General features: G+C 44.1%; 15 protein-coding genes. 10 read left to right on the top strand and 5 right to left on the bottom strand.

What is annotated here, in order from left to right; all coding sequences use genetic code 11:
- Nucleotides 1-45 precede the first annotated feature (45 nt).
- From L4D79_RS02590 to L4D79_RS02580, 3 genes are all read right to left on the bottom strand, one after another.
- Nucleotides 46-564 carry a peptide-methionine (S)-S-oxide reductase gene (locus L4D79_RS02590; protein ID WP_428646963.1) on the bottom strand — a complete coding sequence of 173 codons (519 nt, stop codon included), beginning with the start codon at nt 562-564 and terminating at the stop codon, nt 46-48.
- 37 nt (nt 565-601) lie between these two features.
- Nucleotides 602-1,447: a patatin-like phospholipase family protein gene (locus L4D79_RS02585; RefSeq protein WP_428646960.1), complete on the bottom strand. Its 846-nt coding sequence runs from the start codon at nt 1,445-1,447 to the stop codon at nt 602-604.
- A 98-nt stretch (nt 1,448-1,545) separates the two neighbouring features.
- Nucleotides 1,546-2,022, bottom strand: coding sequence for a hypothetical protein (locus L4D79_RS02580; RefSeq protein ID WP_428646958.1), 477 nt, complete (start codon nt 2,020-2,022; stop codon nt 1,546-1,548).
- Nucleotides 2,023-2,239: 217 nt separating this feature from the next.
- Between L4D79_RS02580 and msrP the strand changes: the two genes are divergently transcribed.
- The 6 genes from msrP (at nt 2,240) to L4D79_RS02550 (ending at nt 8,424) form a co-directional block, all read left to right on the top strand.
- Nucleotides 2,240-3,250: a protein-methionine-sulfoxide reductase catalytic subunit MsrP gene (gene msrP, locus L4D79_RS02575; RefSeq protein WP_428646956.1), complete on the top strand. Its 1,011-nt coding sequence runs from the start codon at nt 2,240-2,242 to the stop codon at nt 3,248-3,250.
- Between the two features lie 41 nt (nt 3,251-3,291).
- Nucleotides 3,292-3,945, top strand: coding sequence for a protein-methionine-sulfoxide reductase heme-binding subunit MsrQ (gene msrQ, locus L4D79_RS02570; protein ID WP_428646953.1), 654 nt, complete (start codon nt 3,292-3,294; stop codon nt 3,943-3,945).
- A gap of 148 nt (nt 3,946-4,093) precedes the next feature.
- Nucleotides 4,094-4,738 carry a hypothetical protein gene (locus L4D79_RS02565; protein ID WP_428646950.1) on the top strand — a complete coding sequence of 215 codons (645 nt, stop codon included), beginning with the start codon at nt 4,094-4,096 and terminating at the stop codon, nt 4,736-4,738.
- A gap of 6 nt (nt 4,739-4,744) precedes the next feature.
- Complete coding sequence (locus tag L4D79_RS02560; protein WP_428646947.1) at nt 4,745-6,082, top strand: MATE family efflux transporter; 1,338 nt, start codon at nt 4,745-4,747, stop codon at nt 6,080-6,082.
- A gap of 188 nt (nt 6,083-6,270) precedes the next feature.
- Entirely contained in the window at nt 6,271-7,677 is a 1,407-nt protein-coding gene (locus L4D79_RS02555) for an amidohydrolase (protein WP_428646944.1), read from the top strand.
- A gap of 234 nt (nt 7,678-7,911) precedes the next feature.
- Nucleotides 7,912-8,424, top strand: coding sequence for a hypothetical protein (locus tag L4D79_RS02550; protein WP_428646941.1), 513 nt, complete (start codon nt 7,912-7,914; stop codon nt 8,422-8,424).
- Between the two features lie 476 nt (nt 8,425-8,900).
- Here L4D79_RS02550 and L4D79_RS02545 read toward each other — a convergent pair whose 3' ends face one another.
- Together L4D79_RS02545 and L4D79_RS02540 are read right to left on the bottom strand one after the other, a co-directional pair.
- Nucleotides 8,901-9,149 carry a DUF3297 family protein gene (locus L4D79_RS02545; protein ID WP_107347666.1) on the bottom strand — a complete coding sequence of 83 codons (249 nt, stop codon included), beginning with the start codon at nt 9,147-9,149 and terminating at the stop codon, nt 8,901-8,903.
- Nucleotides 9,150-9,298: 149 nt separating this feature from the next.
- The gene (locus L4D79_RS02540; RefSeq protein WP_428646938.1) at nt 9,299-10,444 is read right to left on the bottom strand and encodes a glycosyltransferase family 4 protein; all 1,146 of its coding nucleotides are present in this window, start codon (nt 10,442-10,444) and stop codon (nt 9,299-9,301) included.
- Nucleotides 10,445-10,756: 312 nt separating this feature from the next.
- Here L4D79_RS02540 and L4D79_RS02535 point away from each other — a divergent pair, with 312 nt between their 5' ends.
- The 4 genes from L4D79_RS02535 (at nt 10,757) to ccoN (ending at nt 15,293) form a co-directional block, all read left to right on the top strand.
- Nucleotides 10,757-11,695: a glycosyltransferase family 2 protein gene (locus L4D79_RS02535; RefSeq protein ID WP_428646936.1), complete on the top strand. Its 939-nt coding sequence runs from the start codon at nt 10,757-10,759 to the stop codon at nt 11,693-11,695.
- A complete protein-coding gene (locus tag L4D79_RS02530) occupies nt 11,696-13,141 on the top strand; it encodes a lipopolysaccharide biosynthesis protein (protein ID WP_428646933.1) in 1,446 nt (481 codons plus the stop codon).
- A 389-nt stretch (nt 13,142-13,530) separates the two neighbouring features.
- The gene (locus L4D79_RS02525) at nt 13,531-13,869 is read left to right on the top strand and encodes a c-type cytochrome (protein ID WP_428646931.1); all 339 of its coding nucleotides are present in this window, start codon (nt 13,531-13,533) and stop codon (nt 13,867-13,869) included.
- A 14-nt stretch (nt 13,870-13,883) separates the two neighbouring features.
- Entirely contained in the window at nt 13,884-15,293 is a 1,410-nt protein-coding gene (ccoN, locus tag L4D79_RS02520) for a cytochrome-c oxidase, cbb3-type subunit I (RefSeq protein WP_428646928.1), read from the top strand.
- Nucleotide 15,294 lies beyond the last annotated feature (1 nt).

Below are 15,294 nucleotides of genomic sequence, written 5' to 3'. Positions count from 1 at the left end.
CGGATCCGCTTTTTTTCATTAGCGGCTATCAGAATGAGACCGGACTTAACTACCCTCCTCAATGACCTTTCTCTTGTCAGCACTGACATGATCACCAAATTTTGCCAGTAGTATTTTCAGTTTGGGCATAATCTGCCCTTCGCAGAATGGCCGCTCAGGATGGTTGAAATAGTAATTCTGTTTTTCATCATCACAGGGGATAAAATCTCCGGCCTCTTCAACTCGCGTCAGCATTTGGTCGCTAAAGTCTGCCTGGTAGATGTTTATGGCTTCCATAGCTACTGCTCTTTGTTGTTCTGTAAAAGCATAAACGGCGGAAGGATAACGGCGACGGAGCGCATGATCAGATGTGCAATGATGAGTATAAAGATGAACGCCGACCAAAACCTGTACAGAGATTGTAAGCGGATCGTATTCAACCAAAACAGCCTCATAGCGATCATCAGTATTGCGCGAACTCATCCAGCCCTGCTCTGCTGATATCACACCGTCAAGGGATTGGAACACCGCTTCCATGCACCAATAACAGCTACCTGAGAAACCAAGCTGCAGTGTTTTCATCATAATGAGTCACTACCTGTATTTCACATACCTAGATTAGCTAGAGTATAAGCTGCTTAGCCGCCGCTATACCTTGCTCATAGCCCTTTTGTAATTTTTGGCTATCGGTCGTAACTCGCCCGACCTCAAACTCACGTGGAGGTACTATGACACGAATACGGCAGTCTTCTGGAGGGTTCTCTATAAAATCAATGGCCTGATTATACGTATCTGCACGTTTCATCATTGCCTCTGCCAAGCAAGGATTACTCTTAAGTAGTTTCCTGACTAACCACTGGCTCTTCGGTGCTTTTTTTCGGTAACCATGCGGCCTTGAAAGCACAACGGTTATATCCCGAGCTCCCATACCATACGCTTTAATGACCGGAATAGAGTCAGCCACACCACCATCGGTCATGTTGAAACCATCCATTTCAGGGTAATGGCGATAAGCGATTGGAACAGCACAAGACGCTTTTAATAACTGGTTGAGGTTATGCTCTGTCGCTTGAATATAATGGGCATCCCCAGTTGTCACATTGGTGGTGACCACAAAAAGAGGAATCGGTTGCTGCTCGAGCTCCCAGCCATCAATAGGAATTTCATCAATCGTGATATCCCAAAGCCAGTCAATGTCTAGCCAGTGCCCCCCACGGATAAATCTCGGTAAGTCAATGAACGGCTTGCGGCAAGAGTAATCGGTAATGACGCGGTGTGAACGGCCAGGCTGATTTGCCAGCCATGCGGCTAAATTCGTTGAACCGGCAGATACGCCAATGCAGAAATCAAATGGGCGGTGCTTAATATTATGAAAATGGTCGAGCACTCCAGCAGCAAAAATACCGCGCATTGCCCCACCCTCAACAACTAATGCCGACTTAGCCCCAACGGTTCCCTCAATGATCATACTGTCTAAAACTCCTTGTGTTTCAGACAGTTTAGGACAAAGACTCTAAACAAAAACTGAAGATGAGCAACTATTGGCTTAAAATAAGCTCTCTTTGCTTAAAATTGGATCTCTGCCAAATTAAAACGACTCATTGGATTCTGATATTCCGTGCTACCTCGCTGATAAAAAGATGCCGGCATGCGGTTTTCATAGCCCAACAGGCAGATCTTCTTCAATTCACTGCGTGACAGGATCACGTAATCTAACTGCTCATCCAATAGCTTTCCGATAGTTTCCACAGATAGTTCATCATCACGAACTAAGGCTTTGAGTTTTCCGGTCAGAACGGAAACAGGAAGAACCAATTCCTTAATAGTCTCTTTACGCGTCGAGCATGCCTTAGCTTGCACTGAAGCCTTGGCAAAAGCGAACAGCTGCTGCCAATCTGGTTTTCCTTGCCGAGTCACAAGGTTATGTCGATAGCAATAGTATGCCTCGAAGTACTGCCCTAGGGAGTAATAACGTTCGCTGTGCGCTTCTAGGTAGATGTGTTGCAACTCAAGATTGGCATTAAATTCATTCATTTCAGACATATCACTTTGATTTCCCACTATTCTTTTTCTAGGTCAGAAAAATACTCAGTTTGTTTTAAAACACGAACCGTGATTACAACGTATCGACCTTAGACCAAGATCGCAGACATTACGCGGTTTAGTCATGAAAACCAACGAAATCCCACTTGAACGTGAAATTTTTCTATATGTGGCTAGGTCTACTTGTTTAACATCATCTTTGGTAAAGGATTATTCAATGCTAATTAAAAAAACCTCACCACTATCACTGAGTGAGAACGAGGCCACACCAGAGGCTGTCTACAAGCAAAGGCGTACGATTTTAAAAGCATTGGGTATTACTGCGGCAAGCTTACCCCTAGCACAAACCGCCCAAGCAGGACTTTTTGATAGCTTTGGCAAGAAAGAGGCTCCAGTTGATAAACGTCGTGTACTGACTTCACGCCCGTCGCCTTATTCTAACAAGGCACTATCACTGACCCCTGAAGACAAAGTACTGCAATATAACAATTTCTATGAATTTGGGACGGACAAGTCAGATCCAGCTGAGAGAGCCCAGAACTTCAACACCAATCCATGGAATATCGAAATCGGGGGACTGGTCAGTAATCCAATCACCTTGGGCTATGAAGATATCTTTAACTCTTTTCCTATCGAAGAACGTATTTATCGCCTGCGCTGTGTTGAAGCCTGGTCGATGAATATTCCTTGGTTAGGTTTTCCCCTCGCCTCGTTGTTAAGAAAAGCTGGGCCACTCAGTAACGCGAAATATGTGGCCTTTGAAACCTTATACGACCCCAAACAAATGCCAGGCCAAGCCTCCCGCCGCCTAGGCGGTGGTATTGATTACCCATATGTAGAAGGATTACGACTGGATGAAGCCATGAACCCACTCACCCTCTTATCCGTAGGTCTTTATGGCAAAACACTGGCCCCGCAGAATGGTGCTCCCATAAGACTGGTTGTGCCATGGAAGTATGGCTTCAAAAGCATAAAGTCTGTGGTCAAAATTACCCTAACTGACAAGCAGCCACCGACTACGTGGAATATTCTGGCACCTAACGAATATGGTTTTTACGCCAATGTGAACCCAAGGGTTGACCACCCTCGCTGGAGCCAAGCAAGTGAGCGATTTATTGGTGAAGGCAGTATCTTTAGTAGTCGCCGTGAACCTACCAAAATGTTTAACGGCTACGAGGCGCAAGTTGCCTCACTGTATAAGGGTCTGGATCTTAAACGTAATTTCTAAGTGACCCTAAATTTCTCTTTGATATTGGACAGGAGAACACAATGCCATTACCAATGACGATGAAATGGCGATTGAAGATAACGCCACGCCAAGTGTTTTGGCTTAAAGCTCTGATACACGGTGTTTCGCTTATCTTTATCGCCCAATTGGTATATCTAACGCTTACCGGCGGTTTGGGCGCTGATCCTATACAGGGGATCAGCCACTTCACCGGTAAGGCTGCACTGAATACCCTACTACTGACTTTATGTATTTCACCTATAGCCAAACTATTGAAAGCGGGAATGCTCGTCCGGGTGCGCCGCTTATTGGGCTTGTACTGCTTTTTCTGGGCTGTTCTTCATTTAACAGGTTATGTTGCGCTTGATTTAAATTTTAATTGGTCATTGGTCATCGACGAGATAGTGAGCAGGCCGTACCTCACTGTCGGCGCAGTCAGCTGGGTGATTTTATTCGCCCTTGCAGTAACCTCAACCCAAGCTATTCAGCGTCGTATGGGGAAACAATGGCAAAAGCTGCATAACTGGGTGTACTTAGCCACTTTGCTCGCACCGATTCACTACATCTGGTCGGTAAAATCAGGGCTGATCGAACCCATTATTTATATTGGTATCTCTATCGGGCTATTAGCCTTTCGCTATAAGACGTTTACTAAAGGGTTCGCAGCTAGATTTAATCCAGTTCGTGTTAAATAAGTCACTGTTTTACACTCAGTAAACTGCTGATAGTAGGTGCTGTTCGCTAATTTTCTGATACGATATATAAATCTACGTCCGAACCGGACTTTTAGACTGGAGAAAAAGGTTTCCCACTCCAGTCTTGCAGTGAGCTAGTGGGGCAACCTTGTTATCTGAACAACTAATTTCTGATTACCTTTCAACAAGCATTGAGCAGTTTCAGCAGGACTGCTCAAAGTTGTGCGCGCAGCACTATCCGACGGTCCACAACCGCGGCATGCGTGAAAACCACCTTGGCAAAGCGCTGTGCCGTAGGATAATGGCAACCCTCCAGCAGGCAGAACTCGACGCTCACTTTTCGCAGCACAAAAACGACGAACAAATATCTCAGCCTGTTTTTGTTATCGACACGACAGATTTCACCATTGCTGTTGTTGCGCACCGTTTGCTAAGCGCCAACAAGGCTTGCAGACAGGGCCTTATTAAAACCATAGCGGATGTCAGAACCTCTCTAGCACCGGTAAAGCCAACCTACATTGTGGTCGTTGCCGATCATTGGTTTGATCGCAGCAAAGCCAGTAAAGAGATCCCTGCTTGGTGGTTGGGTCAGTTGCCAGAAAATGTGGAAGAATATGCCACTGAAGGTATCAAGCTACTGGGCTCCACTGACTGCGTCGCGGAGCAACTACATAACGAACATCATATATCTCTCGGTGAATACCATCTCCACCATCCGCTAAAGCGTGAAACGAACAATAAGACAGTACATAAATACCTCTTATTGAGTGCCTTTATCCCCTTGCATAAGTAGTAAACCATGTCATCAGCGTCACACCTATCGTTAAAGGAAGAGTCGATCGGTCGCCTTTTCTTGCGCTATACCGTCCCCACTATTGCCGCCATGCTAGTTACCGGCATCTACGTGGCCATTGACGGCATGTTTGTCGGCCATTTCATCGGCGAAAATGGCCTTGCTGGCATTATGCTTGGTTACCCTATTGGTTCGGTCCTCTATGCACTTGGAGCCATGGTCGGCATGGGGGCCTCTGCGCTGGTGTCGATAAAATTAGGTGAAGGCAATGAACAGCAAGCAAAGAATATTGTAGGTAATGCCCTATCACTATGTCTTGTGATATCGATCATCACCTGTACCCTAGGCGTGCTTTATGGCGAATCATTACTGCGCTGGTTAGGGGCAGAAGGTGAAATTTTACAGATGGCGTCTGACTATCTGTTTTGGTACTTCACCCTCGGAGCATTCCCAATCATCTCGATGGCGTTTTCAGCCCTGTTACGAAATGACGGACAACCCAACCGTGTCACCATAATCATGATCCTTGGTGGTGTGTTGAATGTCGTACTGGATTGGTTATTTATTGTTGTTATTCCATGGGGACTTACCGGTGCGGCCATTGCCACCATGCTGTCACAGCTCGCAACAGCCCTGCTTTGCCTTCAGCACTTTTTCTCAAACAAAAGTCAGCTGCGGATTACTTGGCAAACACTCCATTTAAGGTGGCACGATGTTGGTCAGATTTGCCAACTAGGTTTCTCAAGCCTGCTGATGTACCTGTATTTGTCTGTGGTACTTACCCTGCACAATAAAGCCTTTCTATGGGTCGGAAAACCAATCCATGTCGCGGCATACGGGATTGTGAGTTACACCGAGGCCTTCTTCTATCTTATTTTCGAAGGGATCGCATTGGGGATCCAACCGATCACCAGCTACAACACGGGGGCAGGAAGACACGACCGGGTTATAGCCGTCAGAAACCTCGCCTTTGCGACAACGCTTGGGTTTGCACTACTTGGGGTCACCTTTATTTACAGTCAGCCAGATTGGCTTGTATACGCTTTTGCTGGCGATAACCCTGCCTTACACCCTGTTGCGGTTAATGGCATCCAGCACTATTTCTGGGGCTTACCCATGGAAGGCATGTTGCTGGTCGGCGCAACCTATTTCCAATCGATCAACCGCGCTCGCGAAGCCTCTATGTTGTCAGGCGGCAAGCTGATCCTGATCAGCCTGTTCATTTTTGGCCTAGCAAAACTGCTCGGTGTTGACGGTGTCTGGATCGCTCTACCGTTATGTAGCAGTGTGCTGACTATTTGGATGGTATATGCATTACGTAAGCAACATCTGAAACAGCAATAAATAATCAGTACGGGGCGACGCAAACGTTTCGCCCTGTCTTTTCGCTGCTTTATTATTCACTTTGTAAGTAACCACCCGCCAATACAGTGACCATGCTCACAGATTGTAATCAGAGCATGCAATACTGATTTTCAATACATTGCTATTAGGTATCATCTGCGCAATTTCATTGATGTCTGGTGATACTCATGTTCAAAAAAACTCTTGTAGCGGTTTCTCTTGCTGCAGCTTCTCTTGCTAGTGCAACCAGCGTAGCCGCTGAAAATGTCGACTTGCTAATCAAAAACGCCACTGTCCTCACCATGGATGAAGGCAAGAACGTTTATGAAAACGGTCTTGTTGCTGTTAAAGAAAATAAAATTGTCGCAGTAACCGATGGCAGCGACCTTAAAGAGTTTGAGGCGAAGAAAGTTATCGACGCTGATGGCGACATTGTCATGCCGGGTCTTATCAACACGCACACCCACGTATCCATGACAGTATTCCGCTCTCTTGCTGATGATGTGCCAGATCGTCTACACCGCTATATCTTCCCACTAGAGAAAAAACTGGTTTCTCGCGACATGGTGCGAATCGGTGCTCAGCTAGGTAACGTCGAAATGCTTAAAGGTGGCGTAACCACCTATGCAGACATGTACTACTTCGAAGATGAAGTGGCGAAAACGGTTGATGAAATCGGTATGCGTGCCATTTTGGGTGAAACGGTTATCAAATTCCCAGTTGCTGATGCTGCTAACGCTGAGGAAGGCATCAAGTATGCCGTAAACTTCATCGAGGAATATAAAGACCACCCTCGCATCACGCCAGCATTTGCCCCGCACGCACCTTACACTAACACCACAGAAACACTGCAGAAGATCACTGAGCTATCGAAGAAGTACGATGTGCCTGTATTGATCCACCTTGCAGAGTCTGATCGTGAAGATCAGGTGATTGCTGAGCGTAGTGGCGGTCTATCTCCGGTTGAGTACATGGCCGACATCGGTGCCCTAACACCAAACCTTGTTGGTGCACACGTAATCAACGTTAGCGACAGCGACATTGAATTACTGAAAAAGCATGATGTTGGTATTGCACACAACATGAGTGCGAACATCAAATCGGCAAAAGGTGTTTCTCCAGCAATGAAAATGCAGGAAGAAGGCCTACGTATCGGTCTAGGTACTGATGGTCCTATGTCAGGTAACACCATCTCTACCATGGATGAATTTAACCAGGTTGCTAAAGTCCATAAGCTTGTAAACCAAGACCGCGCTGCTATGCCGCCAATGAAAGTCATTGAGATGGCGACCATTGGTGCTGCACGCGCACTTCATATGGAAGATACAATCGGCTCGCTAGAAGTAGGTAAATTGGCAGATATCATCGTTGTTGATACTAAAGCGCCTAACATGGTACCAGTCTACAACCCTTACTCTGCGCTGGTTTACTCGGCCTATGCGGCAAACGTAAAGCACACAATTGTAGATGGTAAAGTCTTGATGAAAGATCGCACCATGACCACCGTTGATGAAGATAAGATCCGTGAAGAAGCACTTGAGTTTGCGGATAAAGTACGTAAAACCGTTATCGAAAGCGGCGAAGTGGTTCAGTAACCCCTATCGTCAAGACTCTTGATACATCTAAAACACCGCCTTCTATCGGCGGTGTTTTTTATTATTGATACCCAAGCTACTTCAAACTGTTCGGTTATCATTTCAATCATCAAAATTCATCGTTTGCATAAAACTTATTATCTAGAAATATTCGCTCTATCTCTTTAGGATTCAGCTTCTTATTAACCTCACTTATTACAAGTAAAATAAGTCATCCCTAAAGTGTGAGAGACAATGTTCAAGGCTAGAGAAAGGTTCCAGAAAGTCACCGTATTTACCCAATATGATCTTGATTGTGCTTTGCAAGAGCTGATGGATATTGAAATTCATCTACAAGGCGAGCTATTTCAAATCTCAGCAGAAAACCTATGTAGTGTGACTCTTATTGGCAATGAAGCGCACCAGACAACCCTACTCCTCAAAGGTGAACCTGAACTCTCAGCCCATACTGGTGATGACAATCTCGTTCAACAATTTTATATCTCTGATTTTGCCAATACCATTTTCGTCAATGTCACACTGTCAGCACTCGAGCCGATAGAGCTTCTATTTGAATCAGAAGCGAATATTTCCGCGAACACAAATACCACGTATGACTTGTCCAAATTGGAAGTGTTATCACTCAGTGGCAGCAGCACTCAACTTAGCCTACCCGGCAATGCCGGTAGGCTATTAAGTGATAGAGGTTTTGGGTCTCAAGCCCCCATTTGCTTAATTACGCCTGCAGCGGATCGCCTGGTATGTTGATTGGCTATTGATAAGCTTCGCAATTTGCGAATATCAGCAACTAACAGCCTGATGTGTTTACGCTTCTGCTTTCGATGCAGACGGCCAGCTGGAAAAGTAAACTCGCTACGTTCTTTTAATGAGCGGCATAGTTTACGCTCGAAGATAGCTAACAACTCTGTTGGTGTATGGTGGAAGAGGTCTGTGCCTAGCACGATATTAAAAGACACAGTTTCTAGATACGTACCTTTCATATTTGCCTCCAGATAAACAATTAAGCAGAGAGTATGCGTACACCCTACCTATATCTGATAATCTGATTTCATATAAAACTAGCAATTAACAGGCCAAGCTAAGAAGTCATTAAGTCTGCACGGGAATTAGGAAGTCCGGTGTAACAAAGATAAGAATAAAATGGGTAATTAGATATCTGAAACATATAGAGCCCAAATAGCTCGAGGCTCTATATGTGAATTAATAAGTAACAGGGATGCTACTTATACATAGTAAACTTCAACCGTACCTTTTAGAGTAATAAGGATTGGCTGGCCACGACGATCCAAAGCTTTTGGTGAAGGAATTTTAACCCAACCTTCACTGATGCAGTATTCTTCTACATCGGTACGCTCTTTGCCGTTTAGACGAATACCGATTTGGTGCTCAAAACACTCTGCCACATGGTGTGGGCTACGAGGGTTGCATGCTAGATGATCTGGCAAAGCTGGTTTAGAGTTAGAATCGCTCATTTTTATGACCTGATATAAATAAAAAGTGCGTCATTGTAGACAATGCGAGCTTGGTGCTCAAGAACTGTAATTGTAGTTTAAGCTGCAAATTTGACCGAATAGTCATAGTAAACCCAACAGGCTGTAACTCACTGTAAAACTGTCGTTGTTCACACTGTATTCTCTATCCAATTAGACAGCTGCATTGCTTGTCGACGTGCATCAAAATGCTCCACGACTCTTGCTCTTGCTTGCTCACCCATTTGCTTTCTCTGTTCTAATGAAAGCTTGGCAAAACGCGTAATGCTTTCCGTTAGCTCACTAACACTTTTTTCGTTAACTAAGTAACCAGTATCTGATGACACTATCTCTTTGCAGCCCATTATGTTGGTTGTTATCACTGGTGTACCAACAGCCATGGCTTCTTTCAGCACCAAAGGACCAGTATCGACACAGCCACTATCGGAATAACAAAATGGCGCAACCAAACAGTCGTATTGAGAAAGGTTCTTTTTCACCCAACTGTGTGGCTTCGACCCTAAGAAGCGTACTCGCGACATCAAACGAGCCTGTACAACTTGTCGTTTCAGCATTTGCTCAAGCTCCCCCTTGCCGATAATATCCAAGGATATATTTAGCTCATCAGCAATAGGAATGAGTGCATTGATAAGGTCCTGAACACCTTTTTGATAAACTAAACGTCCTAGGAAAACCAACTTCAATGTGTCTGAACCAAGTTTCGCCTCTGGAACAAAAAGATCCGTTTTCACCCCACAATGTAGTAATTTGATATCACCCGAGGCTATATTATTGAAGTCGTCTTGCATGGTTTTACAAACTGCCACGACAAAATCACTTGCCTGAATTTTCTTTTCAATATCAAAGGGCGATTCATAAACATCATGGCCATGAGCAACAAATGAGCAAGAAATATTAAGCAACTTTGCTGCTACAATGGCGTGTGCCGCAGTATGTTGGCCGAAATGGGCGTGCACATGATTAACTTTCAATTCAGACAGTTGCATAGCAAGCTTCAAACCATAAACAAAGAGTGATTTCTTAGGCATCGACTGCTGGGACGTTACAAAGTCGAGTGCTTTATAAACACCGGTTGGAGAAATGCTTAAGAGTTGCGTTAAGCTAACATCACTCCCTATCTCGACAATATCGTAATTAAAATTTTTACTGCTAGGTTCTTTACCAAAAGTGAGAACACAGACTTCATGGCCACACGATTGGATAGAGTCCACTTCCGTTTGAATGAAAGTTTCACTTAATACAGGATAAGTTGGAGCTATAAAGGCAACTTTTTTCATAATCACTTTTCTTGTTAAGCGGTAAACGTGATAAAGGTACTCCAGTTAACTAAGCAAAATATAAACCAAGTTTTTTATCCATTTATTCAGCCTATTATGAACTTTGACCACAATGACTAATGCACAATTCACACACGCTTTCATTTTGAGAATCAAAATGAAGCTGTGAACCGTACTCGGCGGCATATAATTCCTTCTTCGAGCACAACTATATTTAAACTCTCAGTAAATCATACATTTAACCATTGGCATGAATAGTGCTAAATAAGCCTAGTTAAAATTAACAATAACGAGTAACCTGAGAACTTGCCTATGACAACAGTATCGGTAATTATTCCAACCTATAATTGCGTCGAATACCTTCCCCGTGCACTTGGCAGCGTACTCTCACAGACACATGTCGACTTCGAAGTCATCATAGTGGATGATAATAGTTCCGATGAAACTCAAGCATATTTAAGTCACTTATTCGATAAACGGATAAAGGTGTTAAAAACGACAGGTGTTGGGGCTTCAGAAGCTCGTAATGTAGGCATTAGGGAATCATCCAACGATTTTATCGCATTCTTAGATGCAGACGATTTTTGGGTAGAAGAAAAGCTAAAGACTCAGCTGGTTTTCCACAGCCACTACCCAAATATAGCGATGAGTTTTACCAATTATGATCATCTAAATGAGCAATATCAGCCTATTATTGATTGTTTTAGTTATTGGCATCAATTCCAAGATGAAAAAGACGAGTATGTTTTTTTAGATAACCCTCTAGAGTTCATTTTGGGGAATAACATCATCGGTACCTCAACAGTGATGGTGAAGCGAAATGTTCTTGTTCAGCTAAAAATGTTTAACCCCCACACCTCTTATGCAGAAGATTGGGAGCTTTGGCTCCGTATAAGTGAAAAATATGATATCGGCATTATTAATGCTATACAGACAGGTTACTTGATGCGAAAAGGGTCTACGACTCAAACAGATACACACCGCTTAGATAACCTTCAAAGTATTGAATCAATTATTTCAAGATATCAACGGGCAAAAAGTAAATGGAACATATCCTCCACCTCATTCGATAAAGCGCACGCCCGGGTGCTAGAAGGCTATGCGGAGCATCACAGAGGGATGAACCACTACGCGACGGCAATATGGTTTGGATTGCGAGCTTTAAGATTGGCCCCCGATAAGCGCAAACTACGTAGCTTACTCGGCGACTTTAGGAAACTAACCCACTCTTTTTCCCTAAGGAGAGTCTGAATGGTCGCTCTTAAGCAGTCAGCCTACTATGCCATAGGGATCGTTATGATGAAGGGGATCTCCCTTTTCATGATCCCTTATATTACTCATACCCTATCGATTGCTGAGTACGGTTCATTGGAAGCCTTGATCCTGCTCGCCGACATAGGCACCATCTTATTTAGCCTGGGACTGTTGGATGCAATGTACCGCTACGTCGGGGTTGCTAAAGGGAAGGAACGCCAAAACCTGATCTCAAACTGCTTTACCTTAAGTGTGATAACCTGTGTTATTGGTGCTGCGGCACTCTTATTCTGTTTGCCAGTTATTTTGACAGTTCTACCTGTTAAATTTGAAACCTATCAAGTTGTCATGCTGTTGATTCCGACCATGCTAGATGGCGCGATCTCAATCCCTTTAACTTTGATGAGAATGGAATCTTTAGCCAAACGATTTTGTCAATTGACCGTGCTAAAAGCCGTATTGCAGGGGGTATTAACCATTGTATTACTCGAAATGGGTTTTGGGATTGATGGAGTACTATTTTCTGCTGCGATTTCAAGCGTGGTGTTGCTTATATACCTACTGCCATATCAATATCAATCGATGGGTGGGTTCGGTTATCTAAGTCACAGTAAAAAATTACTTCGCTATAGTCTTCCTACATTAGTTGGCCTTGCTTCTGTGTATATGTTAAGCGGATTGGATAAATGGTTTATGGCAAGCTTAGTGGGTGTGGAAGATCTTGCTATATACGCGGTGGCGGCAAAATTCGCCTTAATTCTTGGCCTTGCGATACAGCCATACTCCCTATGGTGGTTTCCAAATCGTATGACAATATTAAAACAAGTCGACGGTAAATCGGTTTGTGCTGACCGTGCAATACTTGGGGTAAATATCGGTGTTTGTATTGCTACAGTCATGATCCTGACAATACCGGGCTTTATCTCTTTCGCTTTACCTCAGGAGTATGAAAGCGCTGGTGTAATTGCTATTTCTCTCATCGTTATACATATAATAAAGAATGCAGGTGATATGATGAACATAGGCTGCTACAGCGGTGATTCCACACATTCTCAGATGTGGATCCAATGCTGCAGTGCAGCCTTAGCTGCCGTGGGATACTTTGTGCTCGGCCCTATTTTTGGGCTATGGGGGATAATTTTTATTCTTGGAAGTGCTTATTCTCTGCGGTTAATACTATTTTTCATTGTAAGTCAGTCTCATGAGAAGTTACCCTATCGCCACACGCAATGGGTATTAAGTGTATCAATTGCGGTCACTGCCATCATTGGCCATCAATACTTGCTTGTATTGTTACCGCAGTTTTCCGCCTTTATGTTAGGTCTCGTTGTCAGTGTTGTGGCAAGCCTGATATTTGTGAAATATTCCGTTATACCAATTCCACCCAGTGTATTAACTAAATTTAACCTTACTTGGTTGACAAGGAGTAAACACTACCCATAGCAATGACTCCATTGAAATAAAAATGTTTTTACGTGTCTATAACAGACGCTTTGCCTGACCATGACGACCAGTATATACAATGAGTTTATTCACAATTACTCCAAAACTGGCTTTCACTCAAATCATTGCCTACCCCGTCATGAAACAACGGCAATTCTTCCCTGCATTTGAATATCCTGCTTTCCCTTCCTATGTTTTAGTTTACAACTGAATTTTGCCCCAATTATTGCGCTTGTACGTAGAAGTTACATAGGCTACTCAAACTCGATACTTAGACAATCTGCTAAAAGGATACAACGTTCTGAATCACAAAAGAAAAATAGATACAGACGAATAAAGATTGATTGAGTAGACGCCATATCACAACAGATCACATGAGGAATTGTGTAATGGGTAAATACGTTTCAACTGTGCCCCTGCTTTGTCTTCTTAGTTTTTTAACCCCGACTCTTGCTACGGCTGATGAGCGCTTTAAAATTGGCGAGCAGAAAGCCAAGGTCTGCATGACCTGCCACGGGGCCAATGGTATATCTAGCATTGAATCCTATCCTAACCTCCGGGGCCAAAAAATGGCCTACCTCATTACCTCACTTAAAAGCTACCAAACCCGCGAACGCTCTGGTGGCCTTGCCGTACTGATGCAACAACAAGCGGACCTGCTCAGTGAACAAGACATATCAGATATTGCCTACTACTACTCAAAACTCGGCTCTGAAGATGCCAAATAATAAGGAGAACTCCAATGGATACGACTTCTCCTAATTACAGCGTCAAAGTCGTTCAATATTTTGTAATTGCGTCACTGATATGGGCCGTTGCCGGTATGCTTATCGGTGTTATTTTGGCAGCACAACTGTACTGGCCGGTACTCAACTTCGACTCTGAACACTTCCAATTCGGTAGATTAAGACCCTTACATACCTCTGGTGTCATTTACGGCTTTGTTGTCAATATCTTAATGGGAACCTCACTCTATATTGCCCAGCGAACCGGGAAATGTGAAATATACAACAAAAGCTTAGCCTGGATGGTGTTTTGGGGGTGGCAACTCGTTTTGCTATTGGCACTCATCACCCTGCCGTTTGGCTACACCACCTCAAAAGAGTATGCCGAGCTAGAATGGCCGATAGATATACTGATTGTCTTGGTTTGGGTGCTTTATGCTGTGTTGTTTTTTGGCACTTTGGCTAAACGAAAAGTATCACACATTTTCGTTGCCAACTGGTTTTTTGGCGCATTTATCATCGTCATTGCGATGATTTTCATCGTTAACAATCTGGCAATGCCAGCATCCTTAATGAAATCTTACTCAGTATTTGCCGGTGCTCAAGATGCTATCGTCCAGTGGTGGTGGGGTCATAACGCGGTGGGTTTTTTGCTAACTGCAGGGATAATAGGTATGAATTATTATTTTATACCAAAGGTCTCTGAACGCCCTATCTACTCATACCGATTATCCATCATCCACTTCTGGGGGTTGGTCGGCTTTTACACCTGGGCTGGTACCCACCACCTCATCTACTCTTCGGTGCCTGTATGGGTGCAAAATATTGGGGTGGTTATGTCGCTCATCTTATGGCTCCCCTCATGGGGCGGCGCATTTAATAGCGCAATGACCTTGCTGCAGAATAAAGAGAAGCTAAAAACAGACTACATTATGTTGTTCTTCTTTTCAGCCATCCTTTACTACTGCCTGGCAACGTTTGAAGGGCCATTGCTCGCCATACGCTGGTTCAATATGGTGGCACACAACACTGAATGGGTGATCGGTCATGTTCATTCAGGTGCTCTGGGCTGGGTTGGAATGTCTGGTATTGCGGTCTTTTATTACTTTATTCCAAGACTTTGGGGCAAAACTACGCTGTGGTCATCACGCTTGATCAAGTGGCACTTTTGGCTTGCTCATGCAGGGGTCGCCATTTACGCCATCGCCTTGTGGATTGCAGGTATCGGTGAGGGCTACATGTGGCTGTCTCAGAGTGACAACGGTGAGCTTATCTACAGTTTCGTTGAAGCAATGAACTTTAAAGCCCCTTGGCTATTCCTCCGCTTCTTTGGCGGCGCCTTGTTTGTACTGGGATTGCTGCTCATGGCCATCAACATATACAAAACAGTCAGAATGCCATCGGTGTTAGTGGCCAAGGAGGCATGAT

It is taken from the genome of Photobacterium satsumensis (genome assembly GCF_050336935.1).
GTDB lineage: Bacteria > Pseudomonadota > Gammaproteobacteria > Enterobacterales > Vibrionaceae > Photobacterium > Photobacterium satsumensis.
This window is presented reverse-complemented; position numbering and strand designations above follow the sequence as displayed.

What these genes read in the sequence shown, in the direction of transcription:
- L4D79_RS02590 (WP_428646963.1), bottom strand. Translation starts at nt 564, where the DNA reads ATGATGAAAACACTGCAGCTTGGTTTCTCAGGTAGCTGTTATTGGTGC.
- L4D79_RS02585 (WP_428646960.1), bottom strand. Translation starts at nt 1,447, where the DNA reads ATGATCATTGAGGGAACCGTTGGGGCTAAGTCGGCATTAGTTGTTGAG.
- L4D79_RS02580 (WP_428646958.1), bottom strand. Translation starts at nt 2,022, where the DNA reads ATGTCTGAAATGAATGAATTTAATGCCAATCTTGAGTTGCAACACATC.
- msrP (WP_428646956.1), top strand. Translation starts at nt 2,240, where the DNA reads ATGCTAATTAAAAAAACCTCACCACTATCACTGAGTGAGAACGAGGCC.
- msrQ (WP_428646953.1), top strand. Translation starts at nt 3,292, where the DNA reads ATGCCATTACCAATGACGATGAAATGGCGATTGAAGATAACGCCACGC.
- L4D79_RS02560 (WP_428646947.1), top strand. Translation starts at nt 4,745, where the DNA reads ATGTCATCAGCGTCACACCTATCGTTAAAGGAAGAGTCGATCGGTCGC.
- L4D79_RS02555 (WP_428646944.1), top strand. Translation starts at nt 6,271, where the DNA reads ATGTTCAAAAAAACTCTTGTAGCGGTTTCTCTTGCTGCAGCTTCTCTT.
- L4D79_RS02550 (WP_428646941.1), top strand. Translation starts at nt 7,912, where the DNA reads ATGTTCAAGGCTAGAGAAAGGTTCCAGAAAGTCACCGTATTTACCCAA.
- L4D79_RS02545 (WP_107347666.1), bottom strand. Translation starts at nt 9,149, where the DNA reads ATGAGCGATTCTAACTCTAAACCAGCTTTGCCAGATCATCTAGCATGC.
- L4D79_RS02540 (WP_428646938.1), bottom strand. Translation starts at nt 10,444, where the DNA reads ATGAAAAAAGTTGCCTTTATAGCTCCAACTTATCCTGTATTAAGTGAA.
- L4D79_RS02535 (WP_428646936.1), top strand. Translation starts at nt 10,757, where the DNA reads ATGACAACAGTATCGGTAATTATTCCAACCTATAATTGCGTCGAATAC.
- L4D79_RS02530 (WP_428646933.1), top strand. Translation starts at nt 11,696, where the DNA reads ATGGTCGCTCTTAAGCAGTCAGCCTACTATGCCATAGGGATCGTTATG.
- L4D79_RS02525 (WP_428646931.1), top strand. Translation starts at nt 13,531, where the DNA reads ATGGGTAAATACGTTTCAACTGTGCCCCTGCTTTGTCTTCTTAGTTTT.
- ccoN (WP_428646928.1), top strand. Translation starts at nt 13,884, where the DNA reads ATGGATACGACTTCTCCTAATTACAGCGTCAAAGTCGTTCAATATTTT.